This is a genomic window from Streptomyces sp. NBC_00310 (assembly GCF_036208085.1).
GTDB lineage: Bacteria > Actinomycetota > Actinomycetes > Streptomycetales > Streptomycetaceae > Streptomyces.
In genome coordinates this window covers 7,508,508-7,525,795 of record NZ_CP130714.1, presented here as the reverse complement: position 1 = coordinate 7,525,795, position 17,288 = coordinate 7,508,508, and the positions used below count along the sequence as shown (strand labels likewise).

General features: G+C 71.9%; 15 protein-coding genes and 2 pseudogenes. 13 read left to right on the top strand and 4 right to left on the bottom strand.

Annotation, left to right across the window (positions count from 1 at the left end):
* Positions 1–204: 204 nt before the first annotated feature.
* Together OG202_RS33100 and ligD are read left to right on the top strand one after the other, a co-directional pair.
* A complete protein-coding gene (locus OG202_RS33100; RefSeq protein WP_328224007.1) occupies positions 205–2,670 on the top strand; it encodes an excinuclease ABC subunit UvrA in 2,466 nt (821 codons plus the stop codon).
* 123 nt (positions 2,671–2,793) lie between these two features.
* The gene (gene ligD / locus OG202_RS33095; protein ID WP_326577497.1) at positions 2,794–3,675 is read left to right on the top strand and encodes a non-homologous end-joining DNA ligase; all 882 of its coding nucleotides are present in this window, start codon (positions 2,794–2,796) and stop codon (positions 3,673–3,675) included.
* 305 nt (positions 3,676–3,980) lie between these two features.
* Here ligD and OG202_RS33090 read toward each other — a convergent pair whose 3' ends face one another.
* Positions 3,981–4,784: a nuclease-related domain-containing protein gene (locus OG202_RS33090; protein ID WP_328224005.1), complete on the bottom strand. Its 804-nt coding sequence runs from the start codon at positions 4,782–4,784 to the stop codon at positions 3,981–3,983.
* Positions 4,785–4,896: 112 nt separating this feature from the next.
* Between OG202_RS33090 and OG202_RS33085 the strand changes: the two genes are divergently transcribed.
* The 7 genes and pseudogenes from OG202_RS33085 to OG202_RS33055 all read left to right on the top strand — a co-directional run bounded on the left by OG202_RS33085 (position 4,897) and on the right by OG202_RS33055 (position 10,923).
* Positions 4,897–5,418 (top strand): protein-tyrosine phosphatase family protein, encoded by a 522-nt coding sequence (locus OG202_RS33085; protein WP_326577501.1) that lies wholly within the window; start codon positions 4,897–4,899, stop codon positions 5,416–5,418.
* Positions 5,419–5,520: 102 nt separating this feature from the next.
* A pseudogene (locus OG202_RS33080) lies at positions 5,521–6,063 on the top strand (hypothetical protein); the annotation flags it as partial.
* A gap of 4 nt (positions 6,064–6,067) precedes the next feature.
* Positions 6,068–6,676, top strand: a pseudogene (locus tag OG202_RS33075) (sensor histidine kinase); the annotation flags it as partial.
* Between the two features lie 343 nt (positions 6,677–7,019).
* Complete coding sequence (locus OG202_RS33070) at positions 7,020–7,376, top strand: SH3 domain-containing protein (protein ID WP_327727830.1); 357 nt, start codon at positions 7,020–7,022, stop codon at positions 7,374–7,376.
* A 43-nt stretch (positions 7,377–7,419) separates the two neighbouring features.
* Entirely contained in the window at positions 7,420–8,835 is a 1,416-nt protein-coding gene (locus OG202_RS33065) for an FtsW/RodA/SpoVE family cell cycle protein (protein ID WP_327727831.1), read from the top strand.
* Entirely contained in the window at positions 8,832–10,298 is a 1,467-nt protein-coding gene (locus OG202_RS33060) for a peptidoglycan D,D-transpeptidase FtsI family protein (RefSeq protein ID WP_328224004.1), read from the top strand. The genes OG202_RS33065 and OG202_RS33060 overlap by 4 nt, the downstream gene beginning before the upstream one ends.
* 124 nt (positions 10,299–10,422) lie before the next feature.
* Entirely contained in the window at positions 10,423–10,923 is a 501-nt protein-coding gene (locus OG202_RS33055; protein WP_327727833.1) for a DUF3291 domain-containing protein, read from the top strand.
* Here the strand turns inward: OG202_RS33055 and OG202_RS33050 are convergent.
* Entirely contained in the window at positions 10,916–11,743 is an 828-nt protein-coding gene (locus OG202_RS33050; protein WP_328224749.1) for a hypothetical protein, read from the bottom strand. The genes OG202_RS33055 and OG202_RS33050 overlap by 8 nt on opposite strands.
* A gap of 204 nt (positions 11,744–11,947) precedes the next feature.
* On the opposite strand from OG202_RS33050, the gene OG202_RS33045 reads away from it, so the two are divergent.
* From OG202_RS33045 to OG202_RS46620, 4 genes are all read left to right on the top strand, one after another.
* Positions 11,948–12,904 carry an AurF N-oxygenase family protein gene (locus tag OG202_RS33045; RefSeq protein WP_327727834.1) on the top strand — a complete coding sequence of 319 codons (957 nt, stop codon included), beginning with the start codon at positions 11,948–11,950 and terminating at the stop codon, positions 12,902–12,904.
* A 265-nt stretch (positions 12,905–13,169) separates the two neighbouring features.
* Complete coding sequence (locus OG202_RS33040; protein WP_327727835.1) at positions 13,170–13,895, top strand: TetR/AcrR family transcriptional regulator; 726 nt, start codon at positions 13,170–13,172, stop codon at positions 13,893–13,895.
* Between the two features lie 10 nt (positions 13,896–13,905).
* A complete protein-coding gene (locus OG202_RS33035) occupies positions 13,906–14,247 on the top strand; it encodes a hypothetical protein (RefSeq protein ID WP_327727836.1) in 342 nt (113 codons plus the stop codon).
* A gap of 102 nt (positions 14,248–14,349) precedes the next feature.
* The gene (locus OG202_RS46620; RefSeq protein WP_443052312.1) at positions 14,350–15,240 is read left to right on the top strand and encodes a coiled-coil domain-containing protein; all 891 of its coding nucleotides are present in this window, start codon (positions 14,350–14,352) and stop codon (positions 15,238–15,240) included.
* Positions 15,241–15,247: 7 nt separating this feature from the next.
* Here the strand turns inward: OG202_RS46620 and OG202_RS33025 are convergent, their stop codons facing one another.
* Both OG202_RS33025 and OG202_RS33020 read right to left on the bottom strand, forming a co-directional pair.
* Positions 15,248–16,483: a styrene monooxygenase/indole monooxygenase family protein gene (locus OG202_RS33025; protein ID WP_327727837.1), complete on the bottom strand. Its 1,236-nt coding sequence runs from the start codon at positions 16,481–16,483 to the stop codon at positions 15,248–15,250.
* Between the two features lie 46 nt (positions 16,484–16,529).
* The gene (locus OG202_RS33020; protein ID WP_326585623.1) at positions 16,530–17,105 is read right to left on the bottom strand and encodes a GTP-binding protein; all 576 of its coding nucleotides are present in this window, start codon (positions 17,103–17,105) and stop codon (positions 16,530–16,532) included.
* Positions 17,106–17,288 lie beyond the last annotated feature (183 nt).

Sequence of the window (17,288 nt, the reverse complement as noted above, 5' to 3'; positions counted from 1 at the left end):
GGGGGTCCGCGGGGCCGGGGCCGGCGACCGTACGCCGATCGGGCGGGCGCACGACCCGCGCCCGGCACCACCGGCCTTCGCCGTAGCCACACGGAAGACGCACCACCGCACGTACTGTTCCCACTGTTCCCAGCGGATCGGATCAGGTCAGGCGACGCCTGCGGGGACCGTGGGACGCGGCTCCGCCCGACAGATGGAGGAACGATGACGAAGGCCACGAGGACGCCGACGCAGGCGCAGACACAGGCGCAGGCGCGGACGCCGACGCCGACGCAGGCGCAGACGCGGTCTTACGAGCCGCACGCCGCCGACAGCCATGATCTGATCCGTGTGCACGGGGCGCGGGAGAACAATCTCAAGGACGTCAGCATCGAGATCCCGAAGCGTCGGCTGACGGTGTTCACGGGGGTCTCCGGCTCGGGGAAGAGCTCGCTGGTGTTCGACACGATCGCCGCGGAGTCGCAGCGGCTGATCAACGAGACGTACAGCGCCTTCCTGCAGGGTTTCATGCCGAACCTGGCGCGACCCGAGGTGGACGTGCTCGACGGGCTGACCACCGCGATCACCGTCGACCAGCAGCGGATGGGCTCCGACCCGCGCTCCACCGTCGGCACCGCCACCGACGCCAACGCGATGCTGCGCATCCTCTTCAGCCGGCTCGGCAGGCCGCACATCGGGCCGCCCGGCGCGTTCTCCTTCAATGTCGCCTCGGTCTCGGCGAGCGGCGGGTTCACGGTCGACCGCGGCGCCGACAAGACCAAGACCGAGAAGGTGAGTTTCAGCCGCACCGGCGGCATGTGCACCCACTGCGAGGGCCGGGGCACGGTCTCCGACATCGACCTCACCCAGCTGTTCGACGACTCCAAGTCGCTCTCCGAGGACCCGTTCACCATCCCCACCTACACCGGGGACGGCTGGGTGGTGCGGGTCATCGCCGAGTCGGGCTTCTTCGACAAGGAGAAGCCGATCCGCAGCTACACCAAGAAGGAACGGCACGACTTCCTCTACCGCGAGCCGACCAAGGTGAAGATCAACGGCGTCAACCTCACCTACGAGGGGCTGATCCCGAAGCTTCAGAAGACCTTCCTCGCCAAGGACCGCGAGTCGATGCAGCCGCACATCCGGGCCTTCGTGGACCGGGCGGTCACCTTCGCCCAATGTCCCGACTGCGACGGCACCCGGCTCAGCGATCTGGCGCGCTCCTCGCGGATCGGCAAGGTCAACATCGCCGACGCCTGCGCGATGGAGATCCGCGACCTGGCCGAATGGGCCCGGGGGATCGAGGATCCGTCGGTGGCGCCGCTGCTCGCCAAGCTCCACTACACCCTCGACTCGTTCGTGGAGATCGGCCTCGGCTATCTCTCGCTCGACCGGGCATCAGGCACGCTCTCCGGCGGTGAGGCGCAGCGCACCAAGATGATCCGCCACCTCGGCTCCTCGCTCACCGACGTCACGTACGTCTTCGACGAGCCGACCATCGGTCTGCACCCCCATGACATCCAGCGGATGAACAACCTGCTGCTGCGGCTGCGCGACAAGGGCAACACCGTGCTCGTCGTGGAGCACAAGCCGGAGACGATCGCCATCGCCGACCACGTCGTGGACCTCGGTCCCGGCGCCGGCACGGCGGGCGGCACGGTCTGTTTCGAGGGCACCCTGGAGGGGCTGCGGGCGAGCGACACCGTCACCGGCCGTCATCTCGGCGACCGGGCCGCCCTGAAGGAGACGGTCCGCAAGCCCACCGGCACGCTGGCGATCCGCGGCGCGAAGGCGAACAACCTCCAGGACGTGGACGTCGACATCCCGCTCGGCGTGCTCACCGTCATCACCGGCGTCGCCGGTTCCGGCAAGAGCTCGCTCGTGCACGGCTCGATGCCCCGGCAAGCAGGGGCCGAGGGCGTGGTGTCGATCGACCAGACCGCGATCCGCGGCTCCCGGCGCAGCAACCCGGCGACGTACACCGGGTTGGCCGACCCGATCCGCAAGGCCTTCGCCAAGGCCAACGGGGTGAAGCCGGCGCTCTTCAGCGCCAACTCCGAGGGCGCCTGCCCCACCTGCAACGGCGCCGGCGTCATCTACACCGACCTGGCCATCATGCAGAGCGTCGCCACCACGTGCGAGGAGTGCGAGGGGAAGCGGTTCGAGGCGTCGGTGCTGGAGTACCGCTTCGGCGGGCGCGACATCAGCGAGGTGCTCGCGATGTCGGTGGCCGAGGCCGAGGCGTTCTTCGGCGACGGCGAGGCGCGCACCCCCGCGGCCCACCGGATCATCGAGCGGATGGCGGACGTCGGACTCGGTTACCTCACCCTCGGCCAGCCGCTCACCACGCTCTCCGGCGGCGAGCGGCAGCGGCTGAAGCTGGCCACCCGCATGGGCGACAGGGGCAGGGGCCGTTCCGTCCTCGTACTCGACGAGCCGACCACCGGTCTCCACCTCGCCGACGTGGAGCAGCTGCTCGGGCTGCTCGACCGGCTCGTCGACGCCGGCGAGTCGGTGATCGTCATCGAGCACCACCAGGCCGTCATGGCGCACGCCGACTGGATCATCGACCTCGGCCCCGGCGCCGGTCACGACGGCGGCCGTGTCGTCTTCGAGGGCACCCCGGCCGATCTGGTCGCGGCCCACTCCACCGTCACCGGCGAACACCTGGCCGCGTACGTGGGCGCCTGACCGTCAGGCGCTCCACCCGCTCCACCCGCTTTACCTGCTCCACCTGCTTTACCTGCTTTACCTGCTACGCCCGCTTTGAGTGCTTTATCTTCTTTCACGCCTGATCGTGGGATTCTGGCTCCCATGACACCGATCACCGAGGTGGAGGGCCGCAGGGTCGCCCTCTCCAACCTGGAGAAGGTCCTCCACCCGGCGACGGGGTTCACCAAGGGCGAGTTGCTGCACTACTACGCCACGACCTCCGACGCCCTGCTGCCGCATCTGCGCGACCGCCCGGTGTCCTTCCTCCGCTACCCGGACGGACCCGGCGGCCAGGTCTTCTTCACCAAGAACGTGCCACCGGGCACTCCCGACTGGGTCACGACCGCCGAGGTGCGGCGGATGGAGGGCCCGGCCCGGATGGTGCTGGTCCAGGACCTGCCGAGCCTGATGTGGGCGTCGAACCTGGTCGTCGAGTTCCACACCCCCCAGTGGACCGTCAACTCCTCCGACGAGGCCGACCGGCTGGTCCTCGACCTGGACCCCGGGGCGCCCGCGACCGTCGTCGAGTGCTGCGAGGTCGCCTGCTGGCTGCGGGAGAGGCTCGCGGCGGACGGGATCGAGGCGTACGCGAAGACGTCCGGGTCCAAGGGGCTGCATCTGCTGGCGGCGGTGCGCGGGGCGTCGTCGGAGCGGGTGACGGAGTACGCCAAGGAACTCGCCGTCGAGGCGGAGAAGGCACTGCCCCGCCGGGTCGTCCACCGGATGACCCGCAGCCTGCGCCCCGGCAAGGTATTCGTCGACTGGAGCCAGAACGCCGCCCGCAAGACCACCGCCACGCCCTACACCCTGCGCGCCCGCCCCGAGCCGACCGTCTCCGCCCCGGTGACCTGGACCGAGGTCGAGGAGTGCGCCTCCCCCGACCGACTGGTCTTCCGCGCCCCGGACATCGCCCCCCGCCTCCAGGACCACGGAGATCTGCTGGCACCGCTCCTGGACCCGGCGGCCACACACCCACTGCCATGATTCGGCCCGCCCCGCAGCCCGTCCGGCGTCCGGCGTCCGGCGTCCGGCGTCCGGCGTCCGGCGTCCGGCGTCCGGCGTCCGGCGTCCGGCGTCCGGCGTCCGAGGAGGAGGCCACAAGCGGCAGGCCGCAGGCCAATGGGCGCAGGCCCCAGACCGACAGACGCAGGCCGCAGGCCGACGGGCCGCAGGCCGACGGGCCGCAGGCCGACGGGCCACAGGCCGCAGACGGCACGCGCAGGCCGACAGGGCCCGAGGGCGCAGCCCCAAGACCGTTCACCACGACCGCCCCGCGCCCAGCAGATGGCCTACACCCGCGTCCACGTCCGCCGATCCCGCGCCATCGCGTGCAGCCCCTCCACGTCCGCCGGCTTCAGCACTCCACCCGCGCGGGCGAGTTCCGACAGGTCCGTGTCGCGCAGGACGCGGACCTCGCGCAGGGGCGTGGTGACGTCGAGGGCGGAGGGTTCGGCGAGGGCGAGGACGGGGTGGACCTCGGCGGTGAGGGCGTAGGAGGCGCGGTCGGCGGTGGCGCGGAGCCAGCGCAGCAGCGCGCGGGGCTCATGGCGGCCGACGGCGACCACGGGATCGGTGACGACGACGCGCTGTCTGCGGGCCTGGAGGGAGCGGACGCAGAACAGTCCTCCGGGGCCGATGACCAGGTGGTGGATGCGGTCGCCGCCGGGCAGCGGCACGGAGTGCAGGGTGTGCCAGCCGGCGCCCTCCAGCCGGTCCAGCGCGTCGCCGACCCTCTGCTCGGCGGCCAGGGCGCGGCGGCGCGGGTCGGGGCGCAGTCGGCGCGGTGGGCCGGGGGCCCGGTCGAGGGCGATCAGCAGGGCCTCGCCGGGGCGGTTGGGGGCCAGGTCGTCGTCCGGGGGGAGGCTCAGCCGGGCCAGCTCGGCGGGGGTCGGCACGGGCGGCGGGCCCACGGCGACCGGGCCGGTGAGGAAGGGGCCGAGGACGGCCAGCACGTCCTCTCTCAGCTCCTCGCTGAGAAGGTTCACCCGGCCGGCCTCACGGTCGTACCAGGCGATGTTCCTCCCGTCGGTCCGGCACACGTACAGGCGGTCCCGTCCGTGCCGCCGGGTCGGTATGACGCGCAGTCCGCTCATGCACCATCACCCCACGACCATGGGAACAGGCGGGGTGCTCCATCGGCAAGAACCCGGTTACCTTTGGGGTGACGACCCGTCGTCAGGGGGCTACGGCCTAGGGGAGGCGCCCTTGCGGACGCGCAGGAAACAAGCCGATGTCCCGGCTCCGGGCGAACCCTGGAGCGAGATCGTGCCCGGGCTCTGGATGGGCGGGCACGAGTTCGCGGGCCGGACCGGTACCGGGGACGTCGAACTCGCGGTCGTACGCGATGAGTTCGACCTGGTGCTGACCCTGCTGCGGCTGCCGGGGTACGGGCCGGACGACGGCGTCGAGCACCACGTGTGGCCGATCCCGGACGGACCGTTGGACGGTACGCAGCTGGCGGGCGTGATGCGGCTCGGGCAGGCGGCGTGCGACGCGCTGGAGGACGGCAAACGGGTCCTCGTCCGCTGTTACAGCGGGTACAACCGGTCCGGTCTGGTCGTGGCGCACGCGCTGATCCGCGACGGGCACTCCGCCGAGGAGGCGATCCGTCTGATCCGCACCCGCCGTTCGCCGTGGGCGCTGCACAACGAGCTGTTCGTGGAGTACCTGCACACGGGGCTGGCGACGGTCCGGTTCCTGGAGGAGCTGGAGGAGCTGGCCGAGTAGCGCGGCGTGCGGGACCGAGCCGTCACGACGAAGAACTCGGGCACGAATAGGGTGTACGGGACCACAGCCGCCCCTCCCCGTACCCGTACACCCAGGAGTCCCGTGTTCCCCAGCCGCCCCGCGCGTGCGGCCCGAGGCGCCTCGGCCGTCGTGGCCGCCGTCCTGCTGCTGGGTGCCTGCGGCGACTCCGGGGGCCTGGTGAGCGCGGGCGCCACGCCCACCGCGAGCGGCCCGACCCGGCTGTGGCCCGGGGAGCCGCCCGCCTCCTCCCCCGCCTACGACTACGGCGAGGCCGAGACGGAGGTCGTCGAGGGCGTCGAGGCCCCCGGCGAGGACATCCACAAGGTGGACCCGGTGGCCGTCGTGCGCGCGGAGATCGCCGCGCACCCCGACGTGTACTCCGGGTCGCAGGCCCTCTACGGCGGGACGGCCGCGCGTATGGCCGACTGCGGCGAGGGTGGGGACCGCGCCGAGTGTCCCGTCCTCAAGGCCTACTACCGGGACCTCACCGGTGACGGGCGCGACGACCTGGTGCTCGGCTTCCGGCTGCTGCCCGGCAACCAGACGGCGGTGCGGATGTACACGTTCCGGGCGGACCGGCTGGTGCAGGTGCTGGCCAGTGACGACGCGGTGCTCGCGGTCGAGGCGGAAGCTGATCGGCGAGCAGCGGTTCACCGCGGACGTCGCGCACGAGCTGCGTACCCCGCTGACCGGGCTGCACGCGGCGGCGGAACTGCTCCCGTCGGGCCGGCCGACGGAGATGGTGCGGGACCGGGTCGCCGCGTTGCGGACGCTGACCGAGGATCTGCTGGAGATCTCGCGGCTGGACGCGGGGAGCGAACGGCTGGACCTGGACGCGATCCGGCTCGGGACGCTGGTGGAGCGGGTGGCCGCGAACGCGAGCGCCGAGACGGAGGTGCGGGTGGTGGAGGACGCCTGTGTGGAGACGGACCGGCGGCGGCTGGAGCGGGTGTTGGGGAATCTGGTGGCCAACGCGCACAAGCACGGCGCACCCCCGGTGGTGTTGACCGTGGAGGGGGCCGTGGTGACCGTGCGGGACCACGGGGGCGGGTTCCCGGGCTATCTGGTGACCGATGGGCCGCAGAGGTTTCGTACGGAGGGCTCCGCCAAGGGGCACGGGCTGGGGCTGACGATCGCGGTGGGGCAGGCGGAGGTTCTGGGAGCGCGGTTGAGATTCGACAACGCTCCGGACGGGGGTGCGTCGGCTGTGGTGCGGCTGCCGGCCGGTGGCGGCTGATCGCACCCATATGCCGGAGCCGCACAACCGATCGCACCCACGCGCCGGAGCCACACAACGGATCGCACCCACGTACCGGAGCCACACAACGGACTCACCCCCCGGCCCGGACCCGCGCATCGGACTCACACCCCCCGGCCCGGACCCGCACATCGGACTCACACCCCCCGGCCCGGACCCGCACATCGGACTCACACCCCCCGGCCAGACCCGCACATCGGATCCACCCCCGCGCCTCCGCGAAGGCGCGCCTCCCTGATGGCCCATCGCAGAAGGCGCCCCGCCCTCCCTCCTCCTAACGTGGCGAATAGTCAGCCTCGACCCCTTTTGTGGAGGAGCACCGATGTCCCTGCGGATTCTGCTCATGCGGTTCGGTATAGCCGCCGCCGGTGGCGCCCTGTTGGCGTTCGCGGCGACGACTCCCGCCGCCGGCGCCGACCAGGAGGACCCCAGAGAGAGCAAGCAGATCGCCAAGGGTGAGGTCATCGCCCGTACCGGTCTGGTCCTGCGCAGCGCGCCGACCCGCGGCGGTACGGTCGTCCGGATCGCGCCCTACGGCGAGATCGTCAAGATCTACTGCCGGGCCGAGGGTCAGAGCGTCAGCGGCGACCGGCAGTGGTACCTGCTCGTCGACGGCACCTGGGCCCGGGGCTCGGCCCAGTACATCGAGGCCTACGGAACACCACGCCTGTGCGCCTGAGCGACAAGACGCACCAAGCATTGCATTTAGGTAAGTTCCGGGCATGAACACCAAGGCCGGAACGACCCTGGCGGCGGATCCCTCGGACCCGTCCCCGCCCGCCGTACGCCTGCTCCGGCGCCGAGGCGTCGAGTTCACCCTCACCGTCGTGGCCGTCCTGCTGTCCGTGTACGGCTACTGCGCCGTCGGTCTGGCGAAGAACGGCACCGTCCCACCCGGCGCCGCCGATTACGGCGCCGGGCTCGGCGCGCTCGCCCTGCTGGCCCATCTGGTGGTGCGGCTGCGGGCGCCGTACGCCGATCCGCTGCTGCTGCCGATCGCGGTACTGCTCAACGGCCTGGGCCTGGTGCTGATCCACCGGCTCGACCTGGAGACGCCGGCCGACCTGGCGGCGCCCGCGCAGCTGAACTGGTCGACGCTCGGGGTGGCGCTGTTCATCACGGTCGTGGCCCTGCTGCGCGACCACCGGGTGCTCCAGCGGTACGCGTACGTCTCGGTGGTGGCCGCGCTGGCGCTGCTCGCGCTGCCGATCCTCTTCCCGCCGGTCAACGGCGCCCGGATCTGGGTGCGGATCGCCGGATTCTCCATCCAGCCGGGCGAGTTCGCGAAGGTACTGCTCGCGCTGTTCTTCGCCAGCTATCTCGCGGCGAACCGCAACGCGCTGGCGTACGCCGGGCGCCAGATCTGGCGGTTCAAGCGCCTCCAACTGCCCACCGGGCGCGTCCTCGGCCCGATCGTCACCATCTGGCTGCTGAGCGTCGGCCTCCTGGTCCTGGAACGGGACCTCGGCACCTCGCTGCTGTTCTTCGGCCTGTTCGTGATCATGCTGTACGTCGCCACGGGCCGCACCGGCTGGATCGCGGTGGGGCTGTTGCTGGCGTGTGTGGGCGCGGTGGCCGTCGGCTGGCTCGAACCGCATGTCCACAGCCGCGTCGAGGACTGGCTGCACCCGTTCGCGTCGATCGAGGCGGGGCAGGGCCCGGGCCAACTCGCCCAGTCCCTCTTCGCGTTCGCCGCCGGCGGGCTGCTCGGCACCGGCCTCGGCCTCGGTCACTCCGTCCTGATCGGCTTCGCCGTCAAGTCGGACTTCATCCTGGCCACGGCGGGCGAGGAACTGGGCCTCGCCGGCCTCGCCGCGATCTTCCTGCTCTACGCCCTGCTGGTGGAGCGCGGCTACCGCACCGGCCTCGCCCTGCGCGACCCCTTCGGCCGCCTGCTGGCCACGGGCCTCGCCTCGATCGTCGCCCTGCAGGTCTTCGTCATCGCCGGCGGCGTCACCGGCCTCATCCCCCTCACCGGCATGGCGATGCCCTTCCTCGCCCAGGGCGGCTCCTCCGTCGTCACCAACTGGATCATCGTGGCCCTGCTGATGCGCATGAGCGACTCCGCCAGGAGGCAGTACGACCGCGGGCCCCTCCCCCGGGGCCCGCTCGGCGGCCCGGAGGTCCGGGGCGCATGACCAAGTACATCCGCCGCGCCGCCGCCCTCTGTGCCCTGCTGCTGCTCGCCCTCCTTGTGAACGCCACCCGCGTCCAGGTCCTCCAGTCCCGGGACTACGACGACAATCCCGCCAACCGCCGCCCCACGATCGCCCGTTGGGGCCAGCCGCGCGGGAACATCGTGGTCGAGGGGCGCCCGGTCACCGGCTCGAAGGACACGGGGGAGCAGCTCCGCTACGAACGGACGTACCGGGACGGCCCGTTGTACGCACCGGTCACGGGCTTCGCCTCACAGGTGTACGGGACGACGTTCCTGGAGCACGCGAAGGACTCCGTCCTCGAAGGCAGCGACCCGATGCTGTCCTTCCTCCCTCTGTGGAACGACATCACCCGTGACCGGAACGCCGGCGGCGAGGTCGTCACCACCCTCCAGGAGGCGGCCCAGCGGGCTGCCTATCTGGGGCTCGGCGCCCGCCGGGGCGCGGTCGCCGCGCTCGAACCGGCCACCGGGCGCGTCCTGGCGCTGGTCTCCCGGCCGTCGTACGACCCCGGTGTGCTCTCCGGCAACGGCCGCGAGGTGGCCGAGGCGTGGGCGCGTCTGAACGGGGACACGAGCAGGCCGATGCTCAACCGGGCGGTGCGGCAGACCTATCCGCCGGGCTCGACCTTCAAGGTGGTGACCGCCGCGGCGGCGCTGGACGCCGGGGTGGTCACGGACCTCGACACCCCCACCCGCTCCCCCGACCCGTACACCCTGCCGGGCACCACGACCTCTCTGTCCAACGAGGTCGAGGGCTGCGAGAACGCCTCCCTGCGCTATGCCTTCGAGTGGTCCTGCAACACGGTGTTCGCGAAGCTGGGCGTGGACGTCGGCCTCGGCGCCATGACGGACACGGCCCGCGCCTTCGGCTTCAACGACCCGGGCCTGCGGATCCCGTTCTCGGTCGCCCCCAGCAGCTTCGACACCGAGATGGACCGGGCGCAGCTCGCCCTCTCCTCCATCGGCCAGTACGACACCCGGGCCACCCCCCTCCAGATGGCGCTCGTCACGGCGGCCGTCGCCAACGGGGGCTCGGTCCGCTCGCCGTACCTCGTCGAACGCACCACGACGGCGAGCGGCCGCACGGTCGCCACCCCGGGCGCACACCCCCTCCGCCAGGCCATGAGCCCCACCACCGCGAGGCACCTGCGCGACCTCATGCGGGGCGTCGTCGAGCACGGCACCGGCGCCAACGCCGCCCTCCGCCACGCCACCGTCGGCGGCAAGACCGGCACCGCCCAGCACGGCATCGGCAACTCCGGTACCCCGTTCGCCTGGTTCATCGGCTGGGCCCAGTCCGACGACGCGAGGGAACCCCAGGTGGCGGTGGCGGTGGTGGTCGAGGACGCGGAGGCGGTCCGGGGCGACATCAGCGGGGGCGGCGACGCGGCACCGATCGCGCGGGAGGTGATGCGGGCGGTACTGAAGGCCGCCGCCCGCTAGGGGGCGCGGGGTACCGCGCGCCCGGGCGCCCACAGGCGCGAGTCGGCGCGAGCCGGACGAACCATGACCATCAGCTGAGATAAGCGGTACACCCCCCGAACCCACACGTCCTATCGTCCGGTCCATGACTTCCGCCGCGTACGAACTCGCCCAGGTCAACATCGCCCGCCTCAAAGCCCCGCTGGACTCCCCGCAGTTGAAGGACTTCGTGGACGCACTCGACCCCGTGAACGCGGTCGCGGACACCTCCGCCGGCTTCGTCTGGCGCCTGCAGAGCGACTCCGGCAACGCGACGGACATCCCCGTCCTCGGCGACGAGTGGCTGATCATCAACATGTCGGTGTGGCGCGACACCGACGCCCTGACGGCCTTCATGTACCAGGGACAGCACAGGGAACTGCTGTCCCGCAGGCGGGAGTGGTTCGAGCGGCTGGCCGAGGCCGCGACCGCCCTGTGGTGGGTCCCCGCCGGTCACCACCCCACGGTGGCCGAGGCGGAGGAACGGATCCTCCACCTCCGCGCACACGGCCCGACGCCGTACGCGTTCACCCTGCGCACGTCGTTCCCGGCCGGACCGGCGGAGCCGACGGCGGAGCCCGCCGCGCCGGACGGCGTCCTCAGCTGATCCGCTGCCGGATCTCGGAGCGGACCTGCAGGGTTCGCTCCGCGAAGGCCTCCACGTCCACCTCCGAGGGGTCCTGCCCGACGCTCGCCGTGCTGAGCTCCGCGACGGACGCCCCGGTGTTGCCGTCGGCCCAGGCGCACATCGGGTACGTGATCTCGCTGCCGGCCTGCTCCTGGGTGACGACCTGGCAGCTGATGGTGAGGCCGGAGCCATCCGGGGTGTAGTCCTCGGGCGGCACGACCACCGTGATCGTGCCGGCCTCGGCCGCGCCCTTCAGCATGTTGTCGCGGGCGGCGTCGGTGTTCTTGAACCGGCCGTACATGCCCGAGACGATCAGGGCGCCCTCGGCCCCGTCCGCCGACGGGGTGTACTGCGCGACGGCGGCCGTGACGTCGCGGGCGTCCCAGGCGCCCTCCGCCTCGTCCTCCACCTGCTGCCCCGCCGTGTCGGAGAGGTCCTGGGCCAGCTTGTACTCGCCGTCCAGCACCGTCTCGGGCAGCGCCAGCCGGTACTCGGCCTCCGGGAAACCGCTCGTGCCCCGCGTCCCGACGACCCACAGCCCCACCGTGCCGACCACGAGCAGAGCGACGACCCCGCCGACGATCCCGAGGACGAGCCCCACCCGGCTCTTCGGGGGCGGCGCGGGCTGCCACCCGGCGGGGTACGGCTGACCGTACTGCTGCGGCGGGTACGGCTGCTGACCGTACTGCTGAGGCTGCGGCTGCGGCCCGGCGGGGTACGGCTGACCGTACGGCCCCTGGTGCGGCGGCTGTTGACCGTACGGCTGAGGCTGCTGAGGCTGCTGAGGCGGTGGAGGCATGGACACGCCAGAACGCTACTGCACGTGACGGAACCGTCGGGAACCGGCCACCGCCCAGCGCGACCTCGCTCCGGCGCACGGGGCGACAACAAGTGGCGCACAAAGGATTGACGGCCTTGCTGACAAGTAGTCTCATAAGCGGTGACCGCTGGTAACTCCCCGCTGGTGACTCCCTGAACTCCCGTACGAGGAGCTGCGACAACCATGACAACGGTGACCTCGGTGAACGCGACGAACCCCGTGTCGGAGGCGGAGGTGCTGCGCGACGCGCTCGGGCTCCTCAAGGACCGCGAGCAGGTGGCCGAGCGGCTGCTCGTGTCCTCCGCGAAGCACTCCTTCGACCCGGACAAGGAGCTGGACTGGGACGCCCCCTTCGAGGAGGGGAAGTGGTTCTGGCCGCCGGAGCTGGTGTCCCTGTACGGGACGCCGATGTGGCGCAAGATGTCGGAGGAGCAGCGGATCGCGCTCTCCCAGCACGAGGCGGCGGCGCTGGCCTCCCTCGGCATCTGGTTCGAGATCATCCTCATGCAACTGCTCGTACGGCACATCTACGACAGGGCCGCGACCAGCGCGCACGTCCGCTACGCGCTGACGGAGATCGAGGACGAGTGCCGGCACTCGAAGATGTTCGCCCGGCTGATCAGCAAGGGCGACACTCCGTACTACCCGGTGAGCCGGCTGCACCAGAACCTGGGGCGCGTCTTCAAGACGATCTCGACGACCCCGGGCTCCTTCACCGCGACCCTCCTCGGCGAGGAGATCCTCGACTGGATGCAGCGTCTGACCTTCCCCGACGAGCGGGTCCAGCCGCTCGTCCGGGGCGTCACCCGCATCCATGTCGTCGAGGAGGCCCGGCACGTCCGGTACGCCCGTGAGGAGCTGCGCCGCCAGATGGTGACGGCCCCCCGGATGTCCCGCGGCTTCACCCGGATCACCTCCGGCGAGTTCGCCCGCGTCTTCTCCGTCGCCTTCGTCAATCCCGAGGTGTACTCGAACGTCGGTCTCGACCAGCGAGCGGCTGTCGCCCAGGTACGGGCCAGTGCGCACCGTCGCGACGTCATGCAGACCGGTGCGAAGCGGTTGACCGACTTCCTGGACGACATCGGGGTGCTCCAGGGTGTGGGGCGCCGTATGTGGAGGTCGTCGGGGTTGCTGGCGTAGTTTTTTGGCCGGGGCGCGTCAGGGGGTGGGGACTCCTGTGCGTCGGCGGGTGCGGGTGGTTCGTGGTTGCTCGCGCAGTTCCCCGCGCCCCTGAAAGACACGGCCCCTGCGGGCCGGAAAGCACGGGCGCAGCCCCTGCTTTTCAGGGGCGCGGGGAACTGCGCGACCAGCCCCCACCGGACCCGCACCCGCCGACGCACGGACACCCCCACCCCCTGACGCGATCTCGGCGGAACAACCGTCGCCCCCGACTACGCTGCGAGGTATGACGTCCGAGGCTCCCACCCGCGCGTACCGCCGACTGAGTGTGGAAGAGCGGCGCAGCCAGCTGCTCGACGCGGCCCTGGAGCTGTTCGCGCACCACGCGCCGGAGGACGTCTCCCTCGACGACGTGGCGGAGGCGGCCGGGGTCTCCCGCCCCCTCGTCTACCGCTACTTCCCCGGCGGCAAGCAGCAGCTCTACGAGGCGGCCCTGCGCACGGCCGCCGAGGAGCTGGAGCACTGCTTCGACGAGCCGGCCGAGGGCCCCCTCACCAGCCGCCTGGCCCGCGCCCTCGACCGCTATCTGGCCTTCGTCGACGAGCACGACACCGGCTTCAGCGCCCTCCTCCAGGGCGGCAGCGTCGTGGAGACCTCGCGGGCGACGGCCATCGTGGACGGGGTCCGGCGGGCCGCCGCCGACCACATCCTGCGGCATCTGGAGGTGGCCGAGCCGAGCCTGCGGCTGCGGATGACCGTCCGGATGTGGATCACCTCCGTGGAGGCGGCCTCCCTGATCTGGCTCGACGAGGGCAAGCGGCCGGACGTCGACGAGCTCCGCGACTGGCTCGTCGAGCAGTTCGTCGCCTGTCTCACCGCCACCGCCGGCCGCGACCCGCAGACCGCCGCCGCCGTACGGCACGCCCTGGCCGTCGAGACCTCCGCCGGGGCCGTCGGCACCCTGGTCCGCCGCATCCTGCCCGTGGTCGGCGACGCCGCCCACCTGCTGTGACACTGGTCCGGTGAAGAGCCAAGACACCCCCTTCGTGGGCGGCCCCCTCGACGGGCGCGTCCTGCCCGTGCTGCTCGGCATCACCGGGCACCCCCCGAAGACGTACCGGGTCCCGGTGCCCGACGCGGCCGGGGGCCCGCCGACCGTCCTCGTCTACCGCCGGGTCGACGCCGGCCGGGGCGGCTTCCTGCACCAGCTGTGGAAGTACGAGTACGCCCCGGACGCGGACCCCGCACGCCGCCTGAAGTGGCCCTGGTCCAGGCCGGACACCCCGGCCGGCCCCGAGACCCCGGACACGCCGGACGGGCAATCCGCCACGCCGCCCGCGACGCCGCGCCGCACCGACGAGTGACACCCGGGCGCCGGACGGTCCACCCGGCGCGCGGCCGCCCCACGGTCCCCCGATCCTGCCGGTGCGAGGTGGACGGCCCACCCCCGCACCGGAGGTGATGACGTGTCAGCAAGGCTTCTGCGCCTGGTCGGTACGGCGACGGTCACGGCCCTCACGGCCGGCGCCCTCCTGTCCACGGCGCCCGCACCGGTCATGGCCGCACCGGAACCCCCCGTCGCCGACGGCACGGGAGCGGGCAGAAAGGTGGAGGCGACGGACGACGGCACGGACACGGCGACGAAGACGCCAGCGGAGACGGAGACGGAGAACGCCACCGACACGAACACCGAAACCGGCACGGACACTGAAACCAGCACCAGCACCGGCACCGAGCCCCCCTCCCCCGACGAGCGCTCGGTCGCCGACCTGCTCACCGACCTTCAGCGGCTCCACCGCGAGGCCGAGGAGGCCACCGAGGCGTACGACTCGACCGGCGAGGAGCTGACGAAGCAGCGGACCGAGGTGGCGAGGCTCGACCGGCGGCTCGCGGCGGCCCGCCTCTCCCTGCACGACAGCCGGAGCGCGGCCGGCCGACTGGCCCGGCAGCAGTACCAGAACAGCAGCACCGCGCTCTCCCCGTACGTACGGCTGCTGATGACCCACGACCCGCACCGGGCGCTGGAGCAGGGCCATGTGATCGGACAGGTCGCACGGGAACGGGCCGACACGGTCGAGCGGCTGGTCGGCAGCGAACAGGACACCGACACCCTCGCCCACAAGGCCCGCGCGGCCCTCGACCGTCAGCTCACCCTCACCGAGCGCCGCAGGAGAGAACACGACACCGTACGCGACCGCCTCGACGAGGTGGAAAAACTCCTGGCCTCCCTCACGCCCGAGCAGCTCACCGACCTCAAGAAGTCGGAGAAGAGGGCGACGGCCGAGGTGGAACCCGGGACGTCCGACCTCCCGACGCTCCCGACGCCCCCGAAGCTCCCGAGCACGCCGGGATCTTAGGGCCCGCCTACCCCCCGGCGACCTCCGACAGATACGCCCGGGTCTTCTCCGCGTCGTAGAAGTAGCTCTCGAAGTCCGCCGGATCGTCGAACCCATTGGCAAAACGATCCGCCACCACCGGCAGCCCCTCGGCCGCCCCGACCAACTCCAGCACGTGCTCGGCCGGCGGGGCCAGCATCGTGTTGGTCCACTTGGTGACGGGCCCCACGATCCGCCAGAACCGCTCGAACGTCCGCCGCATCCACGCCTCGTCGAACTCCGCGTCCCCGTGGTCGAGGATCGCGGCGAGGTACACGGCCGCGCACTTGGTCGCCGAGTTCGCCCCCTGCCCGGTGAGCGGATCGTTGGCCACGACCACGTCCCCTGCGCCCAGCACCAGCCCACCGCCGGGAAGTTGTCCGACGGGGTGCCGGACCACCGGGGCGTAGCGGCCGGTCAGCGCGGCACCCGGGTCCGTCACCTCGGCCTCGGTGGCGCGCGCGTACTCCCAGGGGGTGTGGCGCTCCATGAGTTCCAGGGTCAGGGCGAGTTGCTCCTCGGCGTCCCGGACGCCGTCGAAGACGTCGAGCGGGCCGCCGGGCAGGCCCAGCCAGAACAGGGCGTCGGCGTGCCCGGAGGTGGTGAGGACCGGCTGGACGATGAGTTCGCCGAGACCGGGCACCAGGTTGCAGCGGGCCGCGTGGAACCCGGGGTGCTCGGGACGCGGGCCCAGTCCGTGCACGTACACGGCGGCGAGCGCGCGCTGCGGCTCTGTGTAGGGCGAGCGGGAGGCATCGCGGCGGAACATCCGCACCAGCTCGCCCTTGCCCGCGGTGACGAGCACGAGGTCGTACACACGGGAGAAGTAGTCGAGGTCGGAGACCGCGGCGCCGTGGATGACCAGCTGTCCGCCCCGCCGGGCGAACGTCTCCATCCAGCCGGCCATCTTCACCCGCTGGTCCACGGCCTGGGCGTACCCGCGCAGGCGGCCGACCCAGTCCACGGCGCGCTCCCCGTCGGGGCCGGCGACGGACACGCCGACGCCCTCGATCCTCGGGGCCTGGGACTCCCAGAAGTTCAGTTCGAGATCGCGCTCGTGGCGCAGTGCCGAGTCGAACATGCACTGGGTGGACATGATCCGGCCGGCGCGTATCTCGTCCGGGGTCCGATTGGACATCAGTGTGACCTCGTACCCGTGCGACTGGAGTCCGAGGGCCAGTTGCAGCCCGGACTGGCCGGCTCCGACGACGAGAATCTTCCGCATCCGGACAGGTCTCCTGGTTCGTCCGTGTCGTCCCGCTGAGGGGGGACTATTCGGGGCTGAGGGATATCGCGTGCGAGCACAGGGCCAGCAGGGTCTCCATCGCGGAGGCCCGCTTGCGTGCGTCCATGATCATGACAGGCACATGGTCGGGCACGGTCAGCGCGTCCCGTACGTCCTCGGGTTCGTACCGCACGCTGCCGTCGAAGGCGTTGACCGCGACGATGTACGGCAGTCCGCAGCTCTCGAAGTAGTCGAGCGCGGGGAAGCAGTCGCCGAGGCGGCGGGTGTCGGCGAGGACGACCGCGCCGATCGCACCGCGCACCATGTCGTCCCACATGAACCAGAACCGCTCCTGGCCGGGCGTGCCGAACAGGTAGAGGACGAGGTCGTCGTCGAGGGTGATGCGGCCGTAGTCCATGGCCACGGTGGTGGTGAGCTTGTCCGGCGTCGCGGAGAGGTCGTCCGTGCCGACGCTGGCCTCGGTCATCAGCGCCTCGGTCCGCAGCGGGGTGATCTCGGAGACCGCGCCGACGAACGTCGTCTTGCCGACACCGAAGCCGCCCGCCACGACGATCTTCGTGGCGATGGGGGCCCGGCTGAGGTCGGACTGCCAGGGTTTCAGTTCTTCCTCGGGCTCCGCCCCGGGCCCGGCCGCGGCGGTGTCGGCGAGCCGGTCGAGACCGCGGGAGGCGGCCCTGGCGTAGCCCCCGGGCGGGGCCGCGTCCACGTCGACGCCGGGCGCGCCGAGCCCGACACGCACGGCGTCCGCGTCGAGACGGGGAGCGTCCGCGTCGACCTCGACGCG

What these genes read in the sequence shown, in the direction of transcription:
- OG202_RS33045 (WP_327727834.1), top strand. Translation starts at nt 11,948, where the DNA reads ATGACAACGGTGACCTCGGTGAACGCGACGAACCCCGTGTCGGAGGCG.
- OG202_RS33050 (WP_328224749.1), bottom strand. Translation starts at nt 11,743, where the DNA reads ATGCCTCCACCGCCTCAGCAGCCTCAGCAGCCTCAGCCGTACGGTCAA.
- ligD (WP_326577497.1), top strand. Translation starts at nt 2,794, where the DNA reads ATGACACCGATCACCGAGGTGGAGGGCCGCAGGGTCGCCCTCTCCAAC.
- OG202_RS33100 (WP_328224007.1), top strand. Translation starts at nt 205, where the DNA reads ATGACGAAGGCCACGAGGACGCCGACGCAGGCGCAGACACAGGCGCAG.
- OG202_RS33070 (WP_327727830.1), top strand. Translation starts at nt 7,020, where the DNA reads ATGTCCCTGCGGATTCTGCTCATGCGGTTCGGTATAGCCGCCGCCGGT.
- OG202_RS33090 (WP_328224005.1), bottom strand. Translation starts at nt 4,784, where the DNA reads ATGAGCGGACTGCGCGTCATACCGACCCGGCGGCACGGACGGGACCGC.
- OG202_RS33060 (WP_328224004.1), top strand. Translation starts at nt 8,832, where the DNA reads ATGACCAAGTACATCCGCCGCGCCGCCGCCCTCTGTGCCCTGCTGCTG.
- OG202_RS33065 (WP_327727831.1), top strand. Translation starts at nt 7,420, where the DNA reads ATGAACACCAAGGCCGGAACGACCCTGGCGGCGGATCCCTCGGACCCG.
- OG202_RS33055 (WP_327727833.1), top strand. Translation starts at nt 10,423, where the DNA reads ATGACTTCCGCCGCGTACGAACTCGCCCAGGTCAACATCGCCCGCCTC.
- OG202_RS33025 (WP_327727837.1), bottom strand. Translation starts at nt 16,483, where the DNA reads ATGCGGAAGATTCTCGTCGTCGGAGCCGGCCAGTCCGGGCTGCAACTG.
- OG202_RS33040 (WP_327727835.1), top strand. Translation starts at nt 13,170, where the DNA reads ATGACGTCCGAGGCTCCCACCCGCGCGTACCGCCGACTGAGTGTGGAA.